Genomic DNA, 21,591 nt, shown 5'->3' on the forward strand with positions numbered 1-21,591 from the left:
GCTCAAATTAAAGAAAATCTGTGTTTCAATAGTGCTTTTTCATAGTAAATAAACTGAAAATAAAAACTTTAAAAGAAATATTGAAAATGAAAAAGCGTAGTACTAATGAGTATATCGGTAGCAGGATATCTTTCCTGTAAGCAATTAAATACGTCAAAAGAAATTGACGAAACGGAGATTTCAGATTCGTTAAAGCATATCCACAGTAAAAAAACATTTAATCATAAAGACATTTATAACAACCTTCGATATATCGTGTTAACAAATAGTGTCGTAGTGTCTAGATCTTATTAATACATTATAAGTAAATAGGCTTTATATTTATAAGAAAGAATTAGTAATTTTGTATACAAAGAAAGGATCAGTATATATAAATAATAATTAATCCTTCAGTACTTTGAAGAAGTTTAGAATTATGAATAAGGAAAACTTAGATAATAATGATTCAGTATTAGACCCAGATGAACATACAGGAAATGTTTCAATAGAAATCCCTTTTAATCCTGACCTAATTCAAGTAGAATATGAACCCTATTCTATTGGCTTATTGTTGCAAGATTATAAATTAGGCGCAATTAATACAGATACTGAATTTCAACGAAAAGCAGGACTTTGGGATATTGAGAAAAAGAGTAGATTTATTGAATCATTAATATTAAACTTACCCATACCTTCTTTTTATTTCAGTGAAAATGAAAAAAATACATGGGATGTAATTGATGGGTTGCAACGAATTACTACTATAAAAGAGTTTTTTATTGATAAAAAGTTTGCTTTACAAAATTTGGAATTTCTTGGTGAGAGATTTAATGGTAAAAGTATTGATGAGTCAGATGCTTTTCCGATTACGTTAATTACAAAATTAGAACGATATAAAATAACAGCACATATTATTAGAAAAGGAACGCCAGGAGAAGTAAAATACAATATTTTTAGAAGAGTAAATACTGGAGGTTTGGTATTAACACAACAAGAGATAAGACATGCACTTAATCAAGGGAAGCCAGCAGAATTATTAGCTGATTTAGTTCGTTGGTATGAGGATAAAGATGACTTTGGAATAGTTAGAATAAGAGAAAATAAAGACGGGAGTTCCACAGAATTAAGACCTACTGAAGAAGGCCGGGCTTTTGCTCAAGCAACAGATTGGAGGATTGCTACAGATAGAATGGAAGATCGGGATTTTGCTAATCGTTTTCTGGCTTTTTATATTTTAGGATATGAAAACTATAAACCCGATTTGGATAGTTTTTTGAGTGTAGGCTTATCAAAAGTTAAAGAGATGTCAGTAATTGAAATTCAGAATGTAAAAGATGATTTTAGGAAATCGATGGAGTTGTCTTTTGATATATTTGGGAATGATTCTTTTAGAAAACGACTTAATAAAAGTGATAGAAGAAAACCTATAAATAAAGCTTTGTTTGAGGTAATAAGTGTGCAATTTGCATTGTTAAATGAGCTACAAAGAACAGTTCTTAAAAAAAGAAGAAGAATGTTGTTCAATAAACTTATTGAACTTCAAAATTTACCAGATGAAAAATTTTGGCGTTCTATTACTTCAGGTACTGCGCAAAAAGAATTAGTGACACAGAGGCATAATGATTTCAAAAAAATAATTATGGAAATTTTGCAAAATGATTAATAACCTAAAAATAAAAAACTTTAAATCCCATAGTAATACTTCTATAGAATTTAAAAATCTTACCGTTTTTTGCGGTGGTAACGGAGTAGGAAAATCATCATTTATACAAGTTTTACTTTTGTTAAGGCAAACTTTTATAGAACGAAATAAATTAAGTGAATTACTTTTTTTAAATGGCAGATTGTATAATATTGGTACCGTTCAAGAAGCGCTTCATGTTAATAATAAAGATGAAAAGAAACAGATTATTTTTGAAATGCTTTTTAAGGAAACACAGTCAAATACTTGGATTTTTAATGCAGAAAATAATTTTTCTTTTTTGGATTTAATAAATACAGTAGCACAAAATTATAATTATACTGATTTAGCTTTATTCAATGAGAATTTTCAATACATCAGTGCATATAGAAATCATGAACAAATTATTGCAGACCATTTTGAGGTTGTTCGTAATAAACAAATATCTTTTAATAAAGGAAAAGGGGATATGGTTGCCCATTATTTATATGAATTTGGAAGAAAAATAGAAGTTATTCCCAAATTAAGGCATCCTGATGCAAAATTTCCTTTTTTACAAGAACAAGTAAATGCTTGGGAAAGTGAAATTTCTAGTGGTGTAGAAGTTATTACAGAAAAAATTACTGAAAATCAATATATTGTAAAATATAAATTCAAAACATATACGATAGAAACTCCAGAACATTTGTTTTCGGCAGAAAATGTTGGTTTTGGACTTTCATATACATTACCAATAATAGTTGCCATTCTTTCTGCGCAACCAGGAGCATTAATTATAATTGAAAATCCAGAAGCTCATTTACATCCTAAAGGAATTTCTAAATTAACTGAATTATTGTGTATTGCAGCACAAGCAGGAATTCAAGTGGTACTAGAAACCCACTCTGATCATATCATCAATGGAATATTAGTGCAATGCAAAAAACATGAGTACATACCTGAAGAAGGAATTGCTCGGGAAAATGTTAGCATCTATCAATTTGAAAGAAATGAAACCGAACATTGTTCGATTGCTCAAAAAATAGAAGTGGAAGGAGGCGGAAGAATTTTTGGGAAACCATTTGGCTTTTTTGATCAGATTTCACAAGATTTAAAGCAGTTAATGAGATGAGGAATTTTTATTTGGTTTTTCCAACAAAAACTGATTCTATTGAAAATCTTTTAATTACTAAACTTGATTGTATTAAGTTTTGGAAAGAAATAGAAATGACTCTTATTAGAATTGACTGCGAAGCAAACACGCAATTATTCTGTACACAAGAAAATAAAAATGAGTTTATTGATGAGATTGAAAGTTTAGGTAATCTATTGCAAATTGGACATTATGAAAAAGAAGACATTTTTAATTTATGGATTTATGAGTATGATATTAAATTCAAAGATCATCGTGAAGATATTATTTATAAAGAATGGATTACCAAAAATGAACAAACTACTGATGCGCCAGATTACTTGAAAGGAATAACAGAAAATAGTTTTATTAATCCTAACCAAAAGTTTGAAATTTTACATTTTTCTGAACAAATTAATGAAAGTAATTTAAGAATAATTAGAGATGATAAAATTAGTTGTCCAAAATTTTTTTGTTTTGACGTTTATAAAGGGTTTAGAGGAATTGATGAAAATTTTACAAAAATAAACGAATCTAGAGTTTTAAATACTAATGATTTTAGACACTGCGAAAATCATACAGATTATATATCTGGAAAAGATCCCTTAATAGGAGGAATTAATGGTTTCGATAATGCAAAAAATTTTTTATCATCTGCTATTGGGGATTGCAAAACCGGAAAGAAAATTCTAGTCAATATCGATACCAATAACAAATCTTTTTTTATACGTTTTGAAGATGAAAATTTTAACAATCAATTCCATACTTTTCACCTTGTAAAAAATGAAGAAGGTAATTATATAGAAGATTTTGAAGGTGTGAAATTATCAAGATCCAAAAATAAAGGAATTTCAAGAGCTTTTGATTTATTAGAGTATAGAAATAATATTTAAGAGGCTATCTGAACTATTTGTGAAAAAAATTAAGAAAGATTATATACATTAAGTTTGGCTAAAAATCTATATCTTATATCTTTTTCCAAAATATGGCAGTTTATAAAAAATATAATATCAGTGAAAAAATCAACTGGAATTTAAGCTAAGTAAAAACCTCATATTTTATCTTTAACGACTATTTGGGCTAGCGATACATTTCAGGAGTGTTTCCACGCTTAAAATTATTGTTTGCATACCGGATAGGGATTGATCACAACTGATAATATAAACAGTTATACAATATAGGTTAACAAATAGAATGGTAGCTTGAAATAACAATAATTGATAGAAAGTCTTTAGTATGATGTAATAAATATTTTTAAATAAGGCTTCGGCTAAAGTGTAAACATATAATTCATCTAGAATCTTGTAGAATCAATCTGTTATGATACACTCAACAAAAAATCAACTGGAATATACCTCGCTGAAACCTGATGGCGTTCTGAAAGACCTCGTGGAAAGCATCTGGATGATGAGGTATTATGCGGATGAAAAGCAGGAAAGTATCATCGTTCCGGACGGAAAATTAGACATTGCCCTTTTAGCGGTGGAAAACGGAAGTTTTGAGATGTTTATATCCGGAATATCGACAGGTCCGGTCATCAAACCGCCGTTTCCGAAATCAACGATGTTTGTCATCAGTTTTCACCCGATTGCAGCGGAATATATTTTTCAACGGTCCTTTGCAGATTTAAAAAACAACAGGCAAAAGCTTTCCGGCGATTACTGGGAATTCCGTGCAGAAGATCTTTCGGATTTTAAACACTTTTACGAAAAAGCGTGCAACCGTATTGAATTGCAATTGACAAAAGAAGTGGATCCCCGCAAACTCAAATTGTTTGAACTGATTTATTCCTCGAAAGGAGCGACTACCGTAAAGGAATTATCCGAACAGGCAGGCTGGAGCAGCCGGCAGATCAACCGGTACTTCAATCATTGGCTGGGGGTTTCCTTAAAATCATACCTCAACATGATCCGTTTTTCAAATTCCCTGAAACAGCTGAAAAAAGGTGATTTTTACCCGGAACTGAATTACGGGGACCAGTCCCATTTTATCCGGGAAGTCAGGAAATTCGCAGGTGTAAGGCCTACCATCTTAAACAAAAACGAAAACGACCGATTTATCCAATTGAGCATGATGCCTGAAGGCTAATTTTGTCTTATTAATCAAACAAAAGAAATCATGAATTTAAATCATATCAATCTTGTCGTGAAAGAGGTAGATCAGGCCGTGCATCTGTTTACCCATTGTTTAGGATTCAGCTTAATAGTGAATCGCAACAGCAAAATGGCCGTACTGGAAAACGACCATAACTTCGCCCTGGTTATTTGGGGACAGGTCCTGAATAAGAAAGAAGAAGTGCCGGAATATCCGGAGAATTTCCATATCGGATTTTATCAGCCGGATGAAGAAGCGGTTTGGGAACTGTACAACAAACTCAAAGAGGAAGAAAGTCTGAAATTGGAAGCCGAACCCAGGAAAATCAGGAATACATTCGGGTTTTATTTTTACTTTGAACAATTGATGATTGAAATAAGCGTTAATCCGTTTCAGGAAAAGGCCGCTTAGAATTAAGCTGTAACTACCAATTTCAGCAGATCTTAAGTTTAACTAAAACGAGCTTCCATTAAAGTCATTTGATGGAAGTTTTTTTTTGATGATTGTTTGTCATTAAATGAGCGAAAAAATCCCGGACGTATAATCCCGCTTAATGCTCATCCTGTACATCCATTCTTAATCCGACAAAGTATCTCAGGTCTTGTCCGATTTATGGTGACAGACCCTGTTTTTGGTTAATTTTTTTTCATTAAAATAAGACTTTTGGTGATGAAAATGACGTGTAATGTGGTTTCAAAAGCAGAATGTATGAAATTTAAATCATTATATTTATGATATTTATAATTTTGATTTTCAGATATATACATTTTAATCTTAACAGTTTAAATATCAGGTTGTAAAGGTTTTAAAAAATAAAGTGTATTTTATACATTTATTTCAAATAGAATGTTATATTTGTTTATAACGGAATATGAAATTTTTGTTCATAATGGAACATCATTTCGGACTTATTGAATTTTTTGGATAAAGAATGTGTTTTTCGCAGATGATTTAAAATCATGGTGATTTTCAAATAATGAAGGGCTGTATTCAATAACTAGTTCCGGCAATAAATGCTTTCCCGAAGATAAAATATATAAGCAAAACCAAACAACAGAATATTATGAATACATAATTCCGCTTTGTCTTTCGTATTTAAATGGTTCAACAGATGATCAGAATACGAAAGGAATATTTCAAACAAATTTGTGTACCGATTTTAGCCTGACTATATAACAGCCAGGAAGGTTTCTCAGTGACCCAACCGATCATTCTGAAACAGATATAAATACGCTTCAGCGGCTTGCTGGAGCTTAACCTAAAACAATAAGACTATGAAAAAACTTGCTCAGCGCATTGCCCTTGCTGCCGTTTGTATACTTACAGGCATCAGTATTTCCGGGCAGCTTACCACGGTAAGAATCAACAAAAACACCAACTACCAGAAAATTACCGGATTCGGCGGATTCGTCTGCAGTCCGCAGTTCGGGTACAACCACATGACGACTTCGGAAATCCAGACCCTGTGGGGAGCCGGCAGCCAGGGAGGCTATAACATTATGAGGCTCTACATCCCGGAAGACAGCAACAACTGGAGTTCCGTGCTGGCAACGGCGCAATTGGCCAAATCCATGGGACTCACCATCTTCGCCAGTCCGTGGACCATGCCTGCCGCGTGGAAGACCAACAACCATGTGAATGCAGTCTACACCGATGCCAATGGCGTACAACAAATCGGTTACCTGAAAACTGCCAATTACCAGGATTATGCTCTGTATCTCAACAGTTTCGTTACCTACCTGCAGAGCAACGGGGTAACCCTGGATTATATTTCCATCCAGAACGAACCGGATGAAATGGCGCAGTATCAGGGATGTATCTGGACACCGGCGCAGATTGCCACTTTCGTACGCGATTACGGCCAGCTCATCAATTGTAAAGTCATCGCTCCCGAAAGTGTGGGCCTTACCGATAATTTTGCAAGTGCCATGCTCAACCAGCCTACCATGGATAATTTTGAAGTCTATGGAGGCCACCAGTACGGACTCATGCAATCCACCTACAAGCAGTTCCAGAATTACAACAAAGAAATCTGGCAGACGGAGTACCTGATCAACTGGAACCCTTCTACCGGGACGCCGCGCGATTTCAGCTGGAACCTGGATGCCTTTAATTTCGCATCCAGCATCAATAATGCCATGCTCGGCAATGTGAATGCCTGGATCCATTATGCCGCCAAGCGGTATTATGCCCTGATGGGCGACGGAACAAACGGAACGACGACCGGAGTGATGACCAAAAGAGGCTATATTCTATCCCATTATGCCAAATATACGATCGGGAAAACGCGTATTGCCGCAACCTGGGGCGACGCAACCGGAATGCTTCAGGGCTCTTCCTATATTTCCCTGGATGGCAACCAGATCGTGCTGATGGTCATCAATCCGTCAGCGAATGCTTATAATCTTAAAATCGATCTTCCGTTTTATTCCACTTCCGGCACCAAGGTGCTGACAGATGCCCAGAACAATATGGCCACCACGCCCATCACAATGGCACAGACCTTCCGCCCGGGCGTAACGATCAATGCCTCCAGTGTGATGACTTTCGTATTCAATAAGAGTGGTGACCGCCCGGTTTCAACGATGACCGGTAGCGACATCCGTTACAACAAGATTGAAACGATGACCACGACCAATTCCGCTTTTGGAACAGGGTTTAACATCAGCAATACAACGGCAACATTCTCCAATGCCAGTCCGTTGATCAGCACCAATACCACTGCGGCAAACGGCTATTTACAGCTGAACGACCGCTACAACAAAATGGTGCTTCATGTGAACAGCTTTACCACAGCGGGACAGAGCTATTCAGACAATACCACGTTGTATTACATTAACAGCCAGGGGGTGACGAAATCTTATAATTATGGTAAGATCACCTTCCCGGCAGGCGGCAATTTCGATATCACGCTGGATATTTCCAGACAGGTATTAACCGACGGCTGCAAAGGCATTCTGGGAATCCGCAATTCCAATTACAGTTCCGTGCTGACGCTGAACTTAGGCGATGTCTATTTCAATGTTGGCAATGAAGTGGCTTCCAAATTTGCAGGATCATATTCCGATGGCGACAGCAACCTGATGGATGCCCTGGAAAACGGTTATTATACTTCCGTAGATTTCAGAAATACAACCGGAACAACCTCCGCCAACAACTGGCAGCCGATAAGTGCCAATTCCAACAGCATTTATTATGTACCGGCTTCGGTAACTTCTTCCAACAACAATGTGGTTTCCGGAACCGCTGCGGCCAATCTTGTCCTCTCAGACCAAGGCAAAGATTTCCAGGTTCCGTTTACTTTCAGTGCTTCAGCCGCATCGTATTCGCGCACGTTTAACGGATTTGAAATGCTGCTTTTACCTTTCACGGCTACAATTCCATCCGGCGTGAGCGTTTATCAATTGGTACCTAATGCTACCGGAATAAGCTGCACGGCGATTACCAACGGAACCATTCCGGCCAATACACCGGTTTTGGTGAATGCCACAGGAGCCATTACCTTCCAGGGAACCGGAAATGTTTCCACGCCGAAAGCCATCACCGTCAACCAGATGAACGGGGTGTACAACACTATTAAAGTTCCGGCCAACAGCTATGTTTTACAGACCGTCAACGGAACACCGCAGTTCTCTAAAGTAGCAGCAGGGAGCGAGCCGATGATCAATCCTTTCAGAGCGTATTTAACTGAAGAGAATACCTACACCGCATCGGTACTTCCGTTAAGTTTTACGACACTGGCTACCGAAAATCTTCTTGCCGATAAGAACGGACCTAGCCTTTATCCAAGTCCGGCAAAGAATGAAATTTTCATCGACCTGAAAACTTCCGGCACAGCTTCCGTATTCGATACCAAAGGCAGCCTGGTAATCAGAGAAACAACGTTACGCTCCGGTAAAAACCGTATCGATATCGGCCATCTTCCTGCAGGAATGTATCTGGTAGAAATTTCCCAATCCGGAAATAAATCCGTTCAGAAAAAGTTTATTAAACAGTAAATTTAAACCAGGATTATTTTTTATACTTCAAAGCCACCATAGCCGGTGGCTTTGTTTTTTGAAGTTCAACCCTCACAGGTTTTCAAAACCTGTGAGGGTTTTTAGTGCTATCAAGCATTATAACTCATTAATAAGGTTAAATGTAAGTCCGATTTACTAAGTGCTGATTTATTTTTTCTGATCAATCACTTCCAGCGCTTTTAAAAGAAGAAGATCTTCCTTGTTACGGGTGCTCTGGATCGTGGGACGTACTACGACATCCGGTTTTATACCAATACGCTGGGTTTCCCCTCCGTCCGGATAATAAATACCCAGTCCAGAAAAAATGATCTTATTGCCGTCAGTCAGTTTTATAGATGTTTTATTGCCGTCAGCTCCTGCGGTCTGGCTGCCCACAAAAATAACATTGGGGACTTTCTTGAAAACCATGGCCCACATTTCCTCCGCACTTACGGTATGTTCATTGATCAGGACGACCACCTGTCCCTTGTACGGATCAGGATTCTCTTTTCCTGCGAATTTATACTCTTTATTTACAATATTGTCTACAAAACAAAATCTACCCGGTTGAGTGAAATTGGGCTGGGTTTTTATTCCGTAAACCACGGGCTTGCTGAGTAAATAATCAAACACTTTAAGCAGGGAACCATTGTCATTGTAGCCGCGCAGGTCAAAAACCATCCCTTTGGTATTTTTGTATTTTTCCATGAGTGCAGGAATTTCCGCTCCTTTCAGTGAAGAAAACTCGAAATACACTTTATCATCGATGGGGAAGCTTGGGTTCAGGCGGCTTTCTTTCTCATTATAAGTTAAATAGTTATAGGTTTTTCCTTTGTACACCAGGTGAAGATCCGGTATTCCATCTTTATCCCATTCATTGTTAAAAATGCGCTTCATCCGTTCCACGGTGGTCCGGAAGTTTTCCCCGTTCTTGTGAACTCCTTCCACTACGAAGGTTTCCTCATCCCCGCTGAAAAGGTAACTGTATGCCTCACGCAGTTCAACAGACTTGTTGGAAAAGGCAAAATACTTTGATTTTTCCTTTATATTTTTAAAAATAGATTTGCCGTTAATTTTAGTAAGTAGATCACCAACTTCCAGATGGGCTTTTTTCATCTTCGCCTCATCTTTGATTCCGGTGATAAGCACAGTATCTTCAACCGTCTGAAAAGTAAAGGGGGAAGACAATTTCCCGACCACATCATATTGGTAAGTCTTTTCAATTCCGACATGGGTATCCTGCAGCTCAGCAGCAAGCTGCATCACTGCCGATTCGTAATCTTTTTCATTGCTAATTTTTTTGAATAAAGGAATGTATTTTTTCAGGATATCATCCCAGTTATGGTCAAGCAGGTACTTATAAGGATAAAAATACTCGACTGCATTCCAGATCCTGAACAGATCCAGCATTTTAACCTCTTTTGAAAAGGTATCGTAAACTTTTTCATTGGCACTGCTGAAGTAGATACCGCTTTTAGCCGTATTGGAATAAAATGAACCGACATCCGCCGGTTGATTAACCAATTTTGTCAGTCGGGTTTTATTTTCAGGCGAAATTTTTAATTTATTAATCCACGAAGAGTTAAAATTACGGAGGGTGATGCTGTCGCATTCATTATCTTTTTCAGTGATCTTATCAAACTTCTGTTGGTCTGCCTTGCTCAGCCAATTTTTAAAAAGTCCGTCGACCCCTTCTTTTGAGCCGGAACGGAAACTTTCCAGCAGAACACCGTCCCAATCTGTTTTTCCCTGCGATACGGCGGGGTGATAATATTTCATCAATCCCCAGACTTTTCCGATCTGGTATAATTCGCGATCAGAAAAAGTACTCAATTGCGCAGACAGGGTAGAAGTAACTAAAAATGAGATGAGAATAATGGATTTCATAGTGGGATTTGGTTTTTGCTATTGGTAAATGTTGATAACGATTTTCAAGGCTTTAATTTACTGTATTTTGTGAAACTTAGACCATTTATTGTTGAAATAAAGATTTGGAAGCAGTACAGGTTAAAAATATTTCCTTCAAATTGCGCGGATTTTCACCAATTATTTTGCATAACTGCTTCTTTATTCAGTTTGCGCAAGTTTAGTTATTCGGATTGAATAGATAGATGAATAGAACGCCCGCTTCATCAGATCAGCTGGCTGATCAAATCTTTGCTCCCTAAATTATGCGTAAGGAGAATAAAATCTTTGCGTCTAAGAAATCTTTTTGACTCAACTTTACAACGGATGATTACAAGTTTTTATGTTTTAATTTCTATGTCAGAAGCTTTTATCAATGAAAACTACCACTTGAAATTCAAACCATCGGCAATATTCTCAAAAATTAAGTGTTAATTACACATTTATTTAAAAGAGAATCCTATATTTGTGCTTCTCTCAACAACTACCGGAAACCCTTGATGAATTTAAAATGACGAAAAGCTTTACAGAAACGTTTGACCATTGACATTCATATATGAAAAAAATCACTTTAGGCATCAGCCTTCTCATCAGCTCCGCATCGGCACTACTGGCACAGTCTGTCGGTACAGCACCGTTCAGAAATACAAAATTACCCGTAGAACAGCGAATTGAAAACCTTCTCGGGCTACTTACGGTAGATGAAAAGATAGGCATGATGATGGATAATTCCAAAGCCGTTCCCCGGTTGGGTATTCCCGCGTACGGATGGTGGAATGAGGCCCTGCACGGCGTGGCCAGGGCCGGAACCGCTACGGTTTTTCCACAGGCGATCGGACTGGCGGCAAGCTGGGATGTTCCTGAACACCTGAAAACATTCGAAATGATCTCCGATGAAGCCAGGGCCAAATACAACCGTTCTTTTGACGAAGCCGGCAAAACCGGGCGCTACGAAGGACTTACGTTCTGGACACCCAATATCAACATCTTCCGCGACCCGCGATGGGGAAGAGGGCAGGAAACCTACGGAGAGGACCCGTTCCTGACAGCAAGCCTGGGTGTAGCAGCCGTAAAAGGACTGCAGGGTAACGATCCCGATTACTTTAAAACCCACGCCTGCGCCAAACATTTCGCCGTACACAGCGGCCCGGAATGGAACCGTCATTCCTACAATGCTGAAATTTCACACCGCGACCTTTATGAAACTTATCTTCCGGCATTTAAGGCTTTGGTGATCGAAGGAAATGTAAGGGAAGTGATGTGTGCCTACAACGCATTCGACGGTCAGCCGTGTTGTGCCAATGATTTCCTGGTAAGCGATATCCTGAGAGGAAAATGGAAATACGACGGAATGGTCGTGTCCGACTGTTGGGCACTCGCCGATTTCTACCAGAAAAAATACCACGGAACCCATCCGGATGAAAAATCCACGGCAGCCGACGCACTGAAACATTCTACCGACCTCGAATGCGGAGATACTTATAATAATCTTAATAAATCCCTTGCGAGCGGGCTGATCACCGAGAAAGATATCGATGCTTCCATGCGCAGAATTCTGAAAGGCTGGTTTGAATTAGGCATGCTCGACCCGAAATCTTCCGTTCACTGGAACAGCATCCCGTACACAGTAGTCGATTCCGAAGATCATAAGCAGCAGGCCCTTAAAATGGCTCAAAAATCAATCGTTCTCATGAAAAACGATAAGAATGTTCTGCCTTTAGACAAAAATATCAAAAAAATTGCCGTCGTAGGACCGAATGCTAACGACGGACTGATGCAGCTCGGGAATTATAATGGAACGCCTTCTTCGATTGTGACCATTTTAGACGGAATAAAAACCAAATTCCCCAACGCGGAGATCATTTACGAAAAAGGAAGCGAGGTGACCGATCCGTCTTCAAGAACATCACTGTACCGGAACTTTTTAAGTCAGAAAAACGGGGAAAAAGGAATGAAAGTGGAGTTTTTCAACAACAATGAATTCAAAGGATCACCGGCCAATATTTCCGTTAATAAAACCGGAATCAGCTACAACAGCTTCGGCGGTACCCAGCTTGCCCCGAATGTCGGCAGGGAAAATACCGCTGCAAAAATTTCGGGAATTTTTAAAAGTACCTACACGGGCGATGTGATTTTTTCAGCATCCACTTCGGATGTGTATACGCTCTTTGTGGACGGCAAAGAAGTGGCAACCCGGAAAGGTCCCGATGCAAGGCATACTTCGGAATTCCCTGTGAAAATGGAAAAAGGAAAAGAATACAACATCGAGCTTCAACATAGGCAAATCGGCAAATATGTGAGCATCACATTTGACGTGTACCGAAAAGATCCTGTGAATTTCGCTGCTGTAAAGGAGAAAGTGAAAGATGCGGAAGTCATCATTTTTGCCGGCGGACTTTCCCCAAGCCTGGAAGGAGAGGAAATGATGGTGAATGCAGAGGGTTTCAAAGGCGGTGACAAAACCAATATCGAGCTTCCGAAAGTGCAGCGCGAACTGTTGGCCGAATTAAGAAAAACCGGAAAGCCCGTTGTTTTCGTTATGTGTACAGGAAGCGCCCTCGGATTGGAGCAGGATGAAAAAAATTATGATGCCCTGTTGAACGCCTGGTACGGCGGACAGTCCGGTGGTACGGCTGTAGCAGACGTACTTTCCGGGGATTACAACCCGTCCGGAAAGCTTCCGGTTACTTTCTATAAAAATATCGCACAGCTGGATAATGCCCTGTCCAAAACCAGCAAACATGAAGGTTTTGAAAACTACGACATGCAGGGAAGGACCTACCGTTATATGAAAGAAACGCCGTTATATCCGTTCGGTCACGGGTTAAGCTATTCCACCTTTTCTTACGGAAATGCAACCCTCAGCAAAAACAGCATCGGTACGGATGAAAACGTAACCATTTCAGTTCCTGTTACCAATACTTCAGGAAGAAACGGAGAAGAGGTTGTTGAGGTGTACATCAGACGGAATAATGATCCGCTGGCCCCGGTAAAAACACTCAGGGCATTCCAAAGGATAGCCGTTCAGGCCAAAACTTCTAAAACTGTTCAGCTGACCCTGTCTCCGGATTCGTTTAGGTTCTATGACGAAAAAGCGGATGACCTGGTATCGAAACCAGGCGATTATACTATCCTTTACGGCGGAACCTCGGCAGATTCGGGATTAAAAAGCCTTTCTTTGAAAGTAAAATAATAATTAAACTTAAACCCCACAAAACCTCATAGGTCTTTAAAATCTATGAGGTTTGATAAACAGACTTCATGAAAACAAAAAATATCATCTCAACCGCTGCGATCTTCCTGTCGGTTACTTTCTTTTCCGCTCAGTCTCAGAAGTCAAGCTATGTGCTGGATCTCAGCGGAGCTTCCACCGGCATTAAGATCCAGCCCACGATGTACGGGATTTTCTTTGAGGATATTAACTTTGCGGCCGATGGCGGAATTTATGCCGAACTGATCAAAAACCGCAGCTTCGAGTTCGACGAACCGCTGACAGGCTGGAAGCAGTCTAATACCAAAACGCTTTCTCCTAATCTGGATTCCGGGTTTCTGACCATCATTACCGATACATCCAAAACCAATAAAAACTACGCAAGGATCACAATTCTGAATGATAAAAACTATTCGCTGGAAAATGAAGGTTTCCGGGGAATCGGGCTGCATCAGGGGGGTAAATATGACTTAAGTTTTAATTTGGAAAACGTTTCAGGAAACATTTCTGCCGTCAATATCAGTCTTGTCGACGAAAACGGAACGGCAGTTTCTTCAGTTTCCAACATCATAAAAGGTACTGGCTGGCAAAAATACAATGCGGTTTTTACTCCTTCCAAAACGATTGAAAAAGCAAAGCTCCAGATCACATTTACCGGAAATGGAGTCGTGAATATGGATATGATCTCCCTGTTTCCCCAGGATACCTGGAAAGGGAGAAAAGGAGGCTTACGAAAAGATTTAGTGCAGAAATTGTATGATCTGCAGCCGGGATTTTTACGTTTTCCGGGGGGCTGCATCGTAGAAGGAAGAACCCTTGCTGAGCGTTATCAATGGAAAAAAACAATTGGGAAAGTGGAAGACCGGGAAAATTTAATTAATAAATGGAACAACGGATTTGCGCATCGCCTTACCCCTGATTACTGGCAGTCTTTCGGTCTTGGCTTTTTTGAATATTTCCAGCTGGCAGAGGACCTGGGTGCCGAACCGCTTCCGATTTTAAGCTGTGGAATGGCTTGCCAGTTTAATACCGCCGAACTCGTAAAAATGGAAGATCTGGATCCGTATGTTCAGGACGCTTTAGATCTGATTGAATTTGCCAATGGCAGTGCCGGGACAAAATGGGGTAAAGTACGGGCTGAAATGGGACATCCGGAACCTTTTAACATGAAATTCATCGGTGTAGGAAACGAGCAGTGGGGAGCAGATTATATCGAACGCTATAAAGTTTTTGAAAAGGCCATCCACACCAAATATCCGGATATTAAGATCGTTTCCGGAAGCGGGCCTTCTCCCGACGGCGAATTTTTTGATTACGGCTGGAAAGAGCTGAAAAAGCTCAACGCCCAGATCGTCGACGAACATTATTACAATTCACCCGAATGGTTTATGAAAAATGCCGGGCGATACGACAAATACGATCGTTCCGGACCCAAAGTTTTCGCCGGGGAATACGCCGCGCAATCGGTTGGCGTTGTAAAACCCGACAATAAAAACAATTGGCTTACCGCTCTTTCCGAAGCGGCATTCATGACCGGCCTTGAAAGAAATGCCGATGTGGTGACCATGACGTCGTACGCACCGCTTTTCGCCCATGCCGAAGGATGGCAATGGACACCAGACCTGATCTGGTTCAATAACCTGAAGTCTTATGCAACACCGAATTATTATGTTCAGAAACTTTTTTCCAACAACAAAGGAACGGAAGTCCTGAAAATCACTGATCATCGTAAACCCGTAACCGGTCAGGATCAGCTGTATGCTACGGCCGTAAAAGATGCAAAGACTAAAGAAACCATTATCAAGATCGTGAATACGGATGCTAAAAGTAAATCCGTAACCATTAATCCGGAAAACATCAGTCTGGGCAAAAAACTCATCAAAATTACGTTGACCGCACCGCAGCTTTCTACGGAAAATAGTTTTGAAAATGAGCCCATTCAGCCTAAAGAAGAAACTTCAACCGTCAAAAAAGGGAAAATGACGGTGGAGATTCCTTCCCAATCATTGGTTATTTTAAAGATAAAATAATTTTAAACAACTGATAATCAGTTTTAAATAAAAATTAAGTGTATTTATTACATTTAATTAAAAAGAATCTTATATTTGTTTGAATCTCTGGAATGAACAGATAAGAATTGTAAAAAGTTATGATCGCTCACAGCTTGTGAGTGTAAATACAAAAATCTGTTGAGAAGGTAAATCGGTTTTCTACGGATAACCCTTGTACTTATCTTAATTAATTTTTAACAGTTTAGCATCAGATAAATTTTCAGTCAGAATTTAAAACAGATAATCAAAAATTAAGAATTCCCATTCATGAAAAAATATGTTATAGGATTAGATTACGGGACCGATTCCGTTCGGGCAGTCCTTATCGATACCGAAAACGGAGCCGAATTGGCGTCCTCCGTAAGCTATTACCAACGCTGGAAAGAAGGCCTTTTCTGCAGTCCTGAGAAAAACAGGTTCAGGCAACATCCTTCAGACCACATCGAGGGACTGGAAAAAACCATCACCGAAGTGGTTCGGCAAAGCGGTGTACAGCCGGAAGAGATCGTCAGCATCTGCATCGACACCACCGGATCTTCTCCGTTGCCTGTAACTCAGGAGGGAATAGCTCTTTCCGTGACACCCGGTTTTGAAGAAAACCCGAATGCCATGATGGTGCTCTGGAAGGACCACACATCGATCCGTGAGGCCGAAGAAATCAATACCCTTGCCAGAACATGGGGCGGTGAAGATTATACCCGTTTTGAAGGCGGCATCTATTCCTCCGAATGGTTCTGGGCTAAAATTTTGCACATCAACAGGGTAGATGAGGACGTAAAAAATGCAGCGCACAGCTGGATGGAACATTGCGATTACATTACCTTCCTGCTGTCGGATCATAAAGATTTAAAAACATTCAAGAGAAGCCGTTGCGCAGCCGGGCACAAAGCCATGTGGCATGAAAGCTGGGGCGGACTGCCTTCCGAGGATTTCCTCAACAGGCTGGATCCTTCTTTGGGAGAACTGAGAGAAAGGTTATATGACAAAACGTATACTTCCGACGAAATCGCCGGCCATCTTAATGAAGAATGGGCGGAACGGTTGGGTTTAACGACTTCTACCGTGATTGCCGTCGGAACTTTTGATGCCCATTCCGGTGCGGTAGGTGCCAAAGTGGAGGAGAATACCCTGATCCGGATCATGGGAACTTCTACCTGCGACATCATGGTTGCTCCCAACGACATCATCGGTGACAAAACCGTAAAAGGAATCTGCGGCCAGGTAGACGGATCTGTCATCCCGGGAATGGCCGGACTCGAAGCGGGACAATCTGCCTTTGGAGATGTATTAGCCTGGTTCCGTGACATTCTGATGTGGCCGGTAAACAACATGCTGCAGCATTCAGAAATCATTTCACCGGAACAAAAAGCCCAGCTTAAAGAAGAATTTGAAAATAACCTGATTAAAAATCTAACCCTGGAAGCGGAACAAATTCCTGTTGGTGAAGCCATTCCGATAGCCTTGGATTGGGTGAACGGAAGAAGAACGCCGGATGCCAACCAGGAACTGAAGGCGGCCATCAGCCATCTTTCCCTGGGAACCAAAGCCCCGCATATTTTCAAAGCTTTGGTAAATGCCATCTGCTTCGGATCGAAAAAAATCGTCGACCGTTTTGAGGAAGAAGGTGTAAAAATCGAAAAAGTGATCGGGATCGGAGGCGTTGCCAGAAAATCGCCGTTCATTATGCAAACTTTGGCCAATGTGCTGGATATGCCGATCATCGTTGCCGCTTCAGACCAGGCTCCGGCATTGGGGGCTGCCATCTATGCTGCCGTTGCTGCGGGAATTTACCCGACTGTTCAGGAAGCAAGTCAGAAAATGGGTTCCGATTTCGAGGCAGAATATCATCCGCAGCCGGAACTGGTTCAGCAATACGCCCGACTGATGCAGCAATACCAGCAGCTTGCCGATTTTACGGAAAGCGTAATTAAGAGCCCTGTTAAGGTTCTTAACCTTAACAGGGCTAAAAACCAAACAACATGAATAAATATAAAGAACTTCAACGGGAATGTTACGAAGCCAATATGCAGCTTGATGCTTTAAAACTGGTGGTTTATACATTCGGAAACGTAAGTGCCGTCGACCGTAATGAAGGCATTTTCGCCATCAAGCCAAGCGGCGTTCCGTACGCGGATCTGAAACCGGAGGATATGGTCATCCTTGATTTTGATGCGAATGTCATCGAAGGCAAGCTGAGACCGTCTTCCGATACCAAGACTCACGCGTACCTGTATAAAAACTGGGAAAACATCGGTGGGATTTCCCATACCCATGCCATTTATTCTGTGGCGTGGGCCCAGGCGCAGATGGACATCCCGATTTTCGGAACCACCCATGCGGATCACCTGACATCTGATATTCCGTGTGCACCTCCGATGGACGACCGCCTGATTGAAGGCAACTACGAATACAACACCGGCATCCAGATCCTCGACTGTTTCAAGGAGAAAAACCTCTCTCCTCAGGAAGTGGAAATGGTGCTGATCGGAAATCATGGTCCGTTCACCTGGGGGAAAAATGCAGAAAAAGCAGTTTATAACAGCAAAGTGCTGGAAACCATTGCTGAAATGGCCTACCTCACAAGACAGATCAATCCGAACGCGCTTCGGTTAAAAGATTCTTTAATCAAAAAGCATTACGAAAGAAAGCACGGCAAAGATGCTTATTACGGACAGTAAAAGGCGGCTGGCGATTGGCTTATTACTTCTGGCTTTATTATAAACCTCATAGTTTTTTTAAACTTATGAGGTCTGACAAAAAACGAATTCAAAGGCTTCAGCCAATAATCATGTAAACCTAACGGATTTTTAAAATCCGTTAGGTTTCACAAAAAACAGCATTAATAATCAATCATCAATTATCAATCATCATTTATAAACTATGTTAACACCTCTCAATACGAAAGAAATCTGGTTCATTACCGGAAGCCAGCACTTATACGGCCCTGAAACACTGGCGCAGGTTGCCGAACATTCGGCGAAAATCGTGGAAGCTTTTAATGCTTCGTCACAGATTCCTGTAAAGGTGGTTTTAAAGCCAACCGTAAAAACAACGGAAGAAATTTTTGAAACCCTGGTAGCTGCTAATCACACCGCCGACTGTATCGGCGTCGTTACCTGGATGCATACCTTTTCACCGGCTAAAATGTGGATCCGCGGGCTGACCGCTTTGCAAAAACCTTTGCTGCACCTTCATACCCAGTTCAACCAGGATATTCCGTGGTCGACGATGGATATGGATTTCATGAATCTGAACCAGGCGGCGCATGGCGACCGTGAATTCGGGTTTATGGTGAGCCGCCTCCGTAAGAACAGGAAAGTAGTGGTAGGACACTGGGCAGAGGAAAGGGTACAGAAACAGATCGGTGACTGGAGCCGCGTGGCTGCAGGCTGGGATGACTGGCAAGGTGCCAAGTTCGCACGTTTCGGAGACAATATGCGATATGTTGCCGTAACCGACGGTGATAAAGTGGAAGCGGAAACCAAATTCGGATTCTCCGTCAATACCTGGGGAATCGGTGATCTGGTAAGCGTGATCAACGGCATCGGGGAAGGTGAAGTGAAAACTTTGATCGAAGAATATGAAGCATCCTACAGAATGGCAGAATCCCTGCTTTCCGGTGGTGCCAACAGAAAATCCCTGGAAACCGCTGCCAGAATTGAACTCGGTCTTGAAAAATTCCTGAAAGACGGAAATTTCAAAGGATTTTCCGATACTTTCGAAGACCTTCACGGGATGGAACAGCTTCCGGGAATTGCCGTACAGCGACTGATGGAAAAAGGATACGGTTTTGCCGGCGAAGGCGACTGGAAAACAGCAGCCCTGGTAAGAGCCATGAAAACGATGGGACAGGGGTTGCACGGCGGAAACGCATTCATGGAAGATTATACCTATCATTTGAATCCATCCAATCCTTCGGTGTTAGGTTCTCACATGCTGGAAGTGGATCCTGTTTTGGCAGCCGATAAACCGTCTTGTGAGATTCATCCGCTGGGAATCGGTGGTAAAGCAGATCCGGTTCGTCTGGTATTCAATTCCCGGGGAAATATTGATTCCCTGAACGCTGCTTTAATGGATTTCGGAAATCATTTCAGATTATTAATCAACAAAACCAAAGCGTTGGAGATCACTGAAGAACTACCAAAACTTCCGGTGGCAAGAGTACTCTGGAAGCCACTTCCGGATTTATACACCGCAGCAGAGGCATGGATCCTGGCCGGTGGTGCACACCATACGTGCTACAGTGAAAACATCAGCGCAGAACAGTTGGAAGACTTTGCGGAAATGGCCAATATCGAATCACTGGTCATTGATGAAAACACGAAAATCCGTGATTTTAAGAATACCCTTCGCTGGAATGAAATCTATTACCGTTAAATCTTCAACAAATATCATGTATTATGAAAAAAATAGGAGGCAGTTTATTCATTTTATTAGCAGTTTTATGTATTTTCGGCTGCAATAAAAAGGAAAACAATAATAAAACGAACTCAGATACCATGGAAAATGTACAGGTTTCAGATTACGGGGTTACCGCAAAAGGGGATTCCATCAAAAAATATACGTTAAGCAACAAGAACGGGATGAAAGTGGAGGTCATCAACTATGGTGGGATTATCACTTCGCTTACGGCTCCCGATAGAGACGGGAAATATCAGGACGTGGTTCTTGGATTTACGAAGCCTGAAGATTATTTCAACGGAAATCCATACTATTTCGGTGCATTGATCGGAAGATACGGAAACCGGATTGCCAATGCTAAATTTACATTGGAAGGCAAAACCTATGACATCGATAAAAATGACGGACCGAACAGCCTCCACGGAGGAAAAGACGGGTTCCATACTAAAATCTGGACGGTAGAGCCGGTGAAGGATGCCAAATTACCAACCTTAAAATTAACCTATGTAAGTGCTGACGGTGAAGAAGGATATCCGGGAAAACTTACCACAACGGTTCTGTATACCCTTACCGACGATAATGCCCTGGAAATTTCTTACGAAGCGGAAACGGATAAAACGACGGTCGTAAATCTTACACAACATTCCTATTTCAATCTTTCCGGAAACTTTTCCAACCTGATTACCGATCACGAATTGCAGATCAATGCCGATAAATTCTTACCGGTGAACAAAACGCTTATTCCTGTAGGAGAGCAGAAAGAGGTTAAAGGCACTCCGTTTGATTTCACGGCTGCCAAAGCCATCGGAAAAGACATCAATGCAGAAGACGAGCAGCTTAAGCTGGGCGGCGGATACGACCACAACTGGATCCTGAACGGAAACGGGATGAGGGCCATTGCCACCGTATACCATCCGGCCAGCGGAAGGGTGATGGAAGTAATGACCGATCAGCCAGGCGTTCAGTTCTATTCCGGAAATTTCCTGGATGGAAAATTCGATACCAAAACCGGTGGCAAATATGAGAAGAGAAGCGGATTTTGCCTGGAAACCCAGCACTATCCGGATTCTCCGAACCAGCCTGCTTTCCCTTCCACGGAGCTGAAGCCTGGACAAAAGTATCAGACCAAAACCATTTATAAATTTTCAGTTAAAAAATAA

13 protein-coding genes are annotated in these 21,591 nt (G+C 40.9%); 12 read left to right on the forward strand and 1 reads right to left on the reverse strand.

From position 1 onward, the window contains the following. The first annotated feature begins 415 nt into the window (after positions 1-415). From AC0N32_RS05360 to AC0N32_RS05385, 6 genes are all read left to right on the forward strand, one after another. Positions 416-1,642, forward strand: coding sequence for a DUF262 domain-containing protein (locus tag AC0N32_RS05360; RefSeq protein ID WP_295200148.1), 1,227 nt, complete (start codon positions 416-418; stop codon positions 1,640-1,642). Further along, positions 1,635-2,771 carry an AAA family ATPase gene (locus AC0N32_RS05365; RefSeq protein WP_476392833.1) on the forward strand — a complete coding sequence of 379 codons (1,137 nt, stop codon included), beginning with the start codon at positions 1,635-1,637 and terminating at the stop codon, positions 2,769-2,771. The genes AC0N32_RS05360 and AC0N32_RS05365 overlap by 8 nt, the downstream gene beginning before the upstream one ends. Continuing rightward, a complete protein-coding gene (locus AC0N32_RS05370; RefSeq protein WP_295200155.1) occupies positions 2,768-3,664 on the forward strand; it encodes a hypothetical protein in 897 nt (298 codons plus the stop codon). The genes AC0N32_RS05365 and AC0N32_RS05370 overlap by 4 nt, the downstream gene beginning before the upstream one ends. Before the next feature lie 427 nt (positions 3,665-4,091). Beyond that, positions 4,092-4,859 (forward strand): helix-turn-helix domain-containing protein, encoded by a 768-nt coding sequence (locus tag AC0N32_RS05375; RefSeq protein WP_476392834.1) that lies wholly within the window; start codon positions 4,092-4,094, stop codon positions 4,857-4,859. Between the two features lie 30 nt (positions 4,860-4,889). After that, on the forward strand, positions 4,890-5,276 hold the full coding sequence (locus tag AC0N32_RS05380) for a VOC family protein (RefSeq protein ID WP_476392835.1): 387 nt from the start codon (positions 4,890-4,892) through the stop codon (positions 5,274-5,276). 863 nt (positions 5,277-6,139) lie between these two features. Continuing rightward, positions 6,140-8,863, forward strand: a complete 2,724-nt coding sequence (locus AC0N32_RS05385) for a T9SS type A sorting domain-containing protein (RefSeq protein ID WP_476392836.1) — start codon at positions 6,140-6,142, stop codon at positions 8,861-8,863. 168 nt (positions 8,864-9,031) lie between these two features. On the opposite strand, the gene AC0N32_RS05390 is transcribed toward AC0N32_RS05385, so the two are convergent. After that, positions 9,032-10,750 (reverse strand): S41 family peptidase, encoded by a 1,719-nt coding sequence (locus AC0N32_RS05390; protein ID WP_476392837.1) that lies wholly within the window; start codon positions 10,748-10,750, stop codon positions 9,032-9,034. A 574-nt stretch (positions 10,751-11,324) separates the two neighbouring features. Between AC0N32_RS05390 and AC0N32_RS05395 the strand changes: the two genes are divergently transcribed. From AC0N32_RS05395 to AC0N32_RS05420, 6 genes are all read left to right on the forward strand, one after another. Next, on the forward strand, positions 11,325-13,961 hold the full coding sequence (locus AC0N32_RS05395) for a glycoside hydrolase family 3 C-terminal domain-containing protein (RefSeq protein ID WP_476392838.1): 2,637 nt from the start codon (positions 11,325-11,327) through the stop codon (positions 13,959-13,961). A 68-nt stretch (positions 13,962-14,029) separates the two neighbouring features. Continuing rightward, on the forward strand, positions 14,030-16,009 hold the full coding sequence (locus AC0N32_RS05400) for an alpha-L-arabinofuranosidase C-terminal domain-containing protein (protein WP_476392839.1): 1,980 nt from the start codon (positions 14,030-14,032) through the stop codon (positions 16,007-16,009). Positions 16,010-16,297: 288 nt separating this feature from the next. After that, on the forward strand, positions 16,298-18,013 hold the full coding sequence (locus AC0N32_RS05405) for a ribulokinase (protein ID WP_476392840.1): 1,716 nt from the start codon (positions 16,298-16,300) through the stop codon (positions 18,011-18,013). Next, positions 18,010-18,708, forward strand: coding sequence for an L-ribulose-5-phosphate 4-epimerase (locus tag AC0N32_RS05410; RefSeq protein WP_476392841.1), 699 nt, complete (start codon positions 18,010-18,012; stop codon positions 18,706-18,708). Before AC0N32_RS05405 ends, AC0N32_RS05410 begins: the two co-directional genes overlap by 4 nt. A gap of 202 nt (positions 18,709-18,910) precedes the next feature. Beyond that, positions 18,911-20,407: an L-arabinose isomerase gene (gene araA / locus AC0N32_RS05415; protein ID WP_476392842.1), complete on the forward strand. Its 1,497-nt coding sequence runs from the start codon at positions 18,911-18,913 to the stop codon at positions 20,405-20,407. A gap of 23 nt (positions 20,408-20,430) precedes the next feature. Further along, positions 20,431-21,591, forward strand: coding sequence for an aldose epimerase family protein (locus tag AC0N32_RS05420; protein ID WP_476392843.1), 1,161 nt, complete (start codon positions 20,431-20,433; stop codon positions 21,589-21,591).

Source organism: Chryseobacterium endophyticum (genome assembly GCF_056333165.1).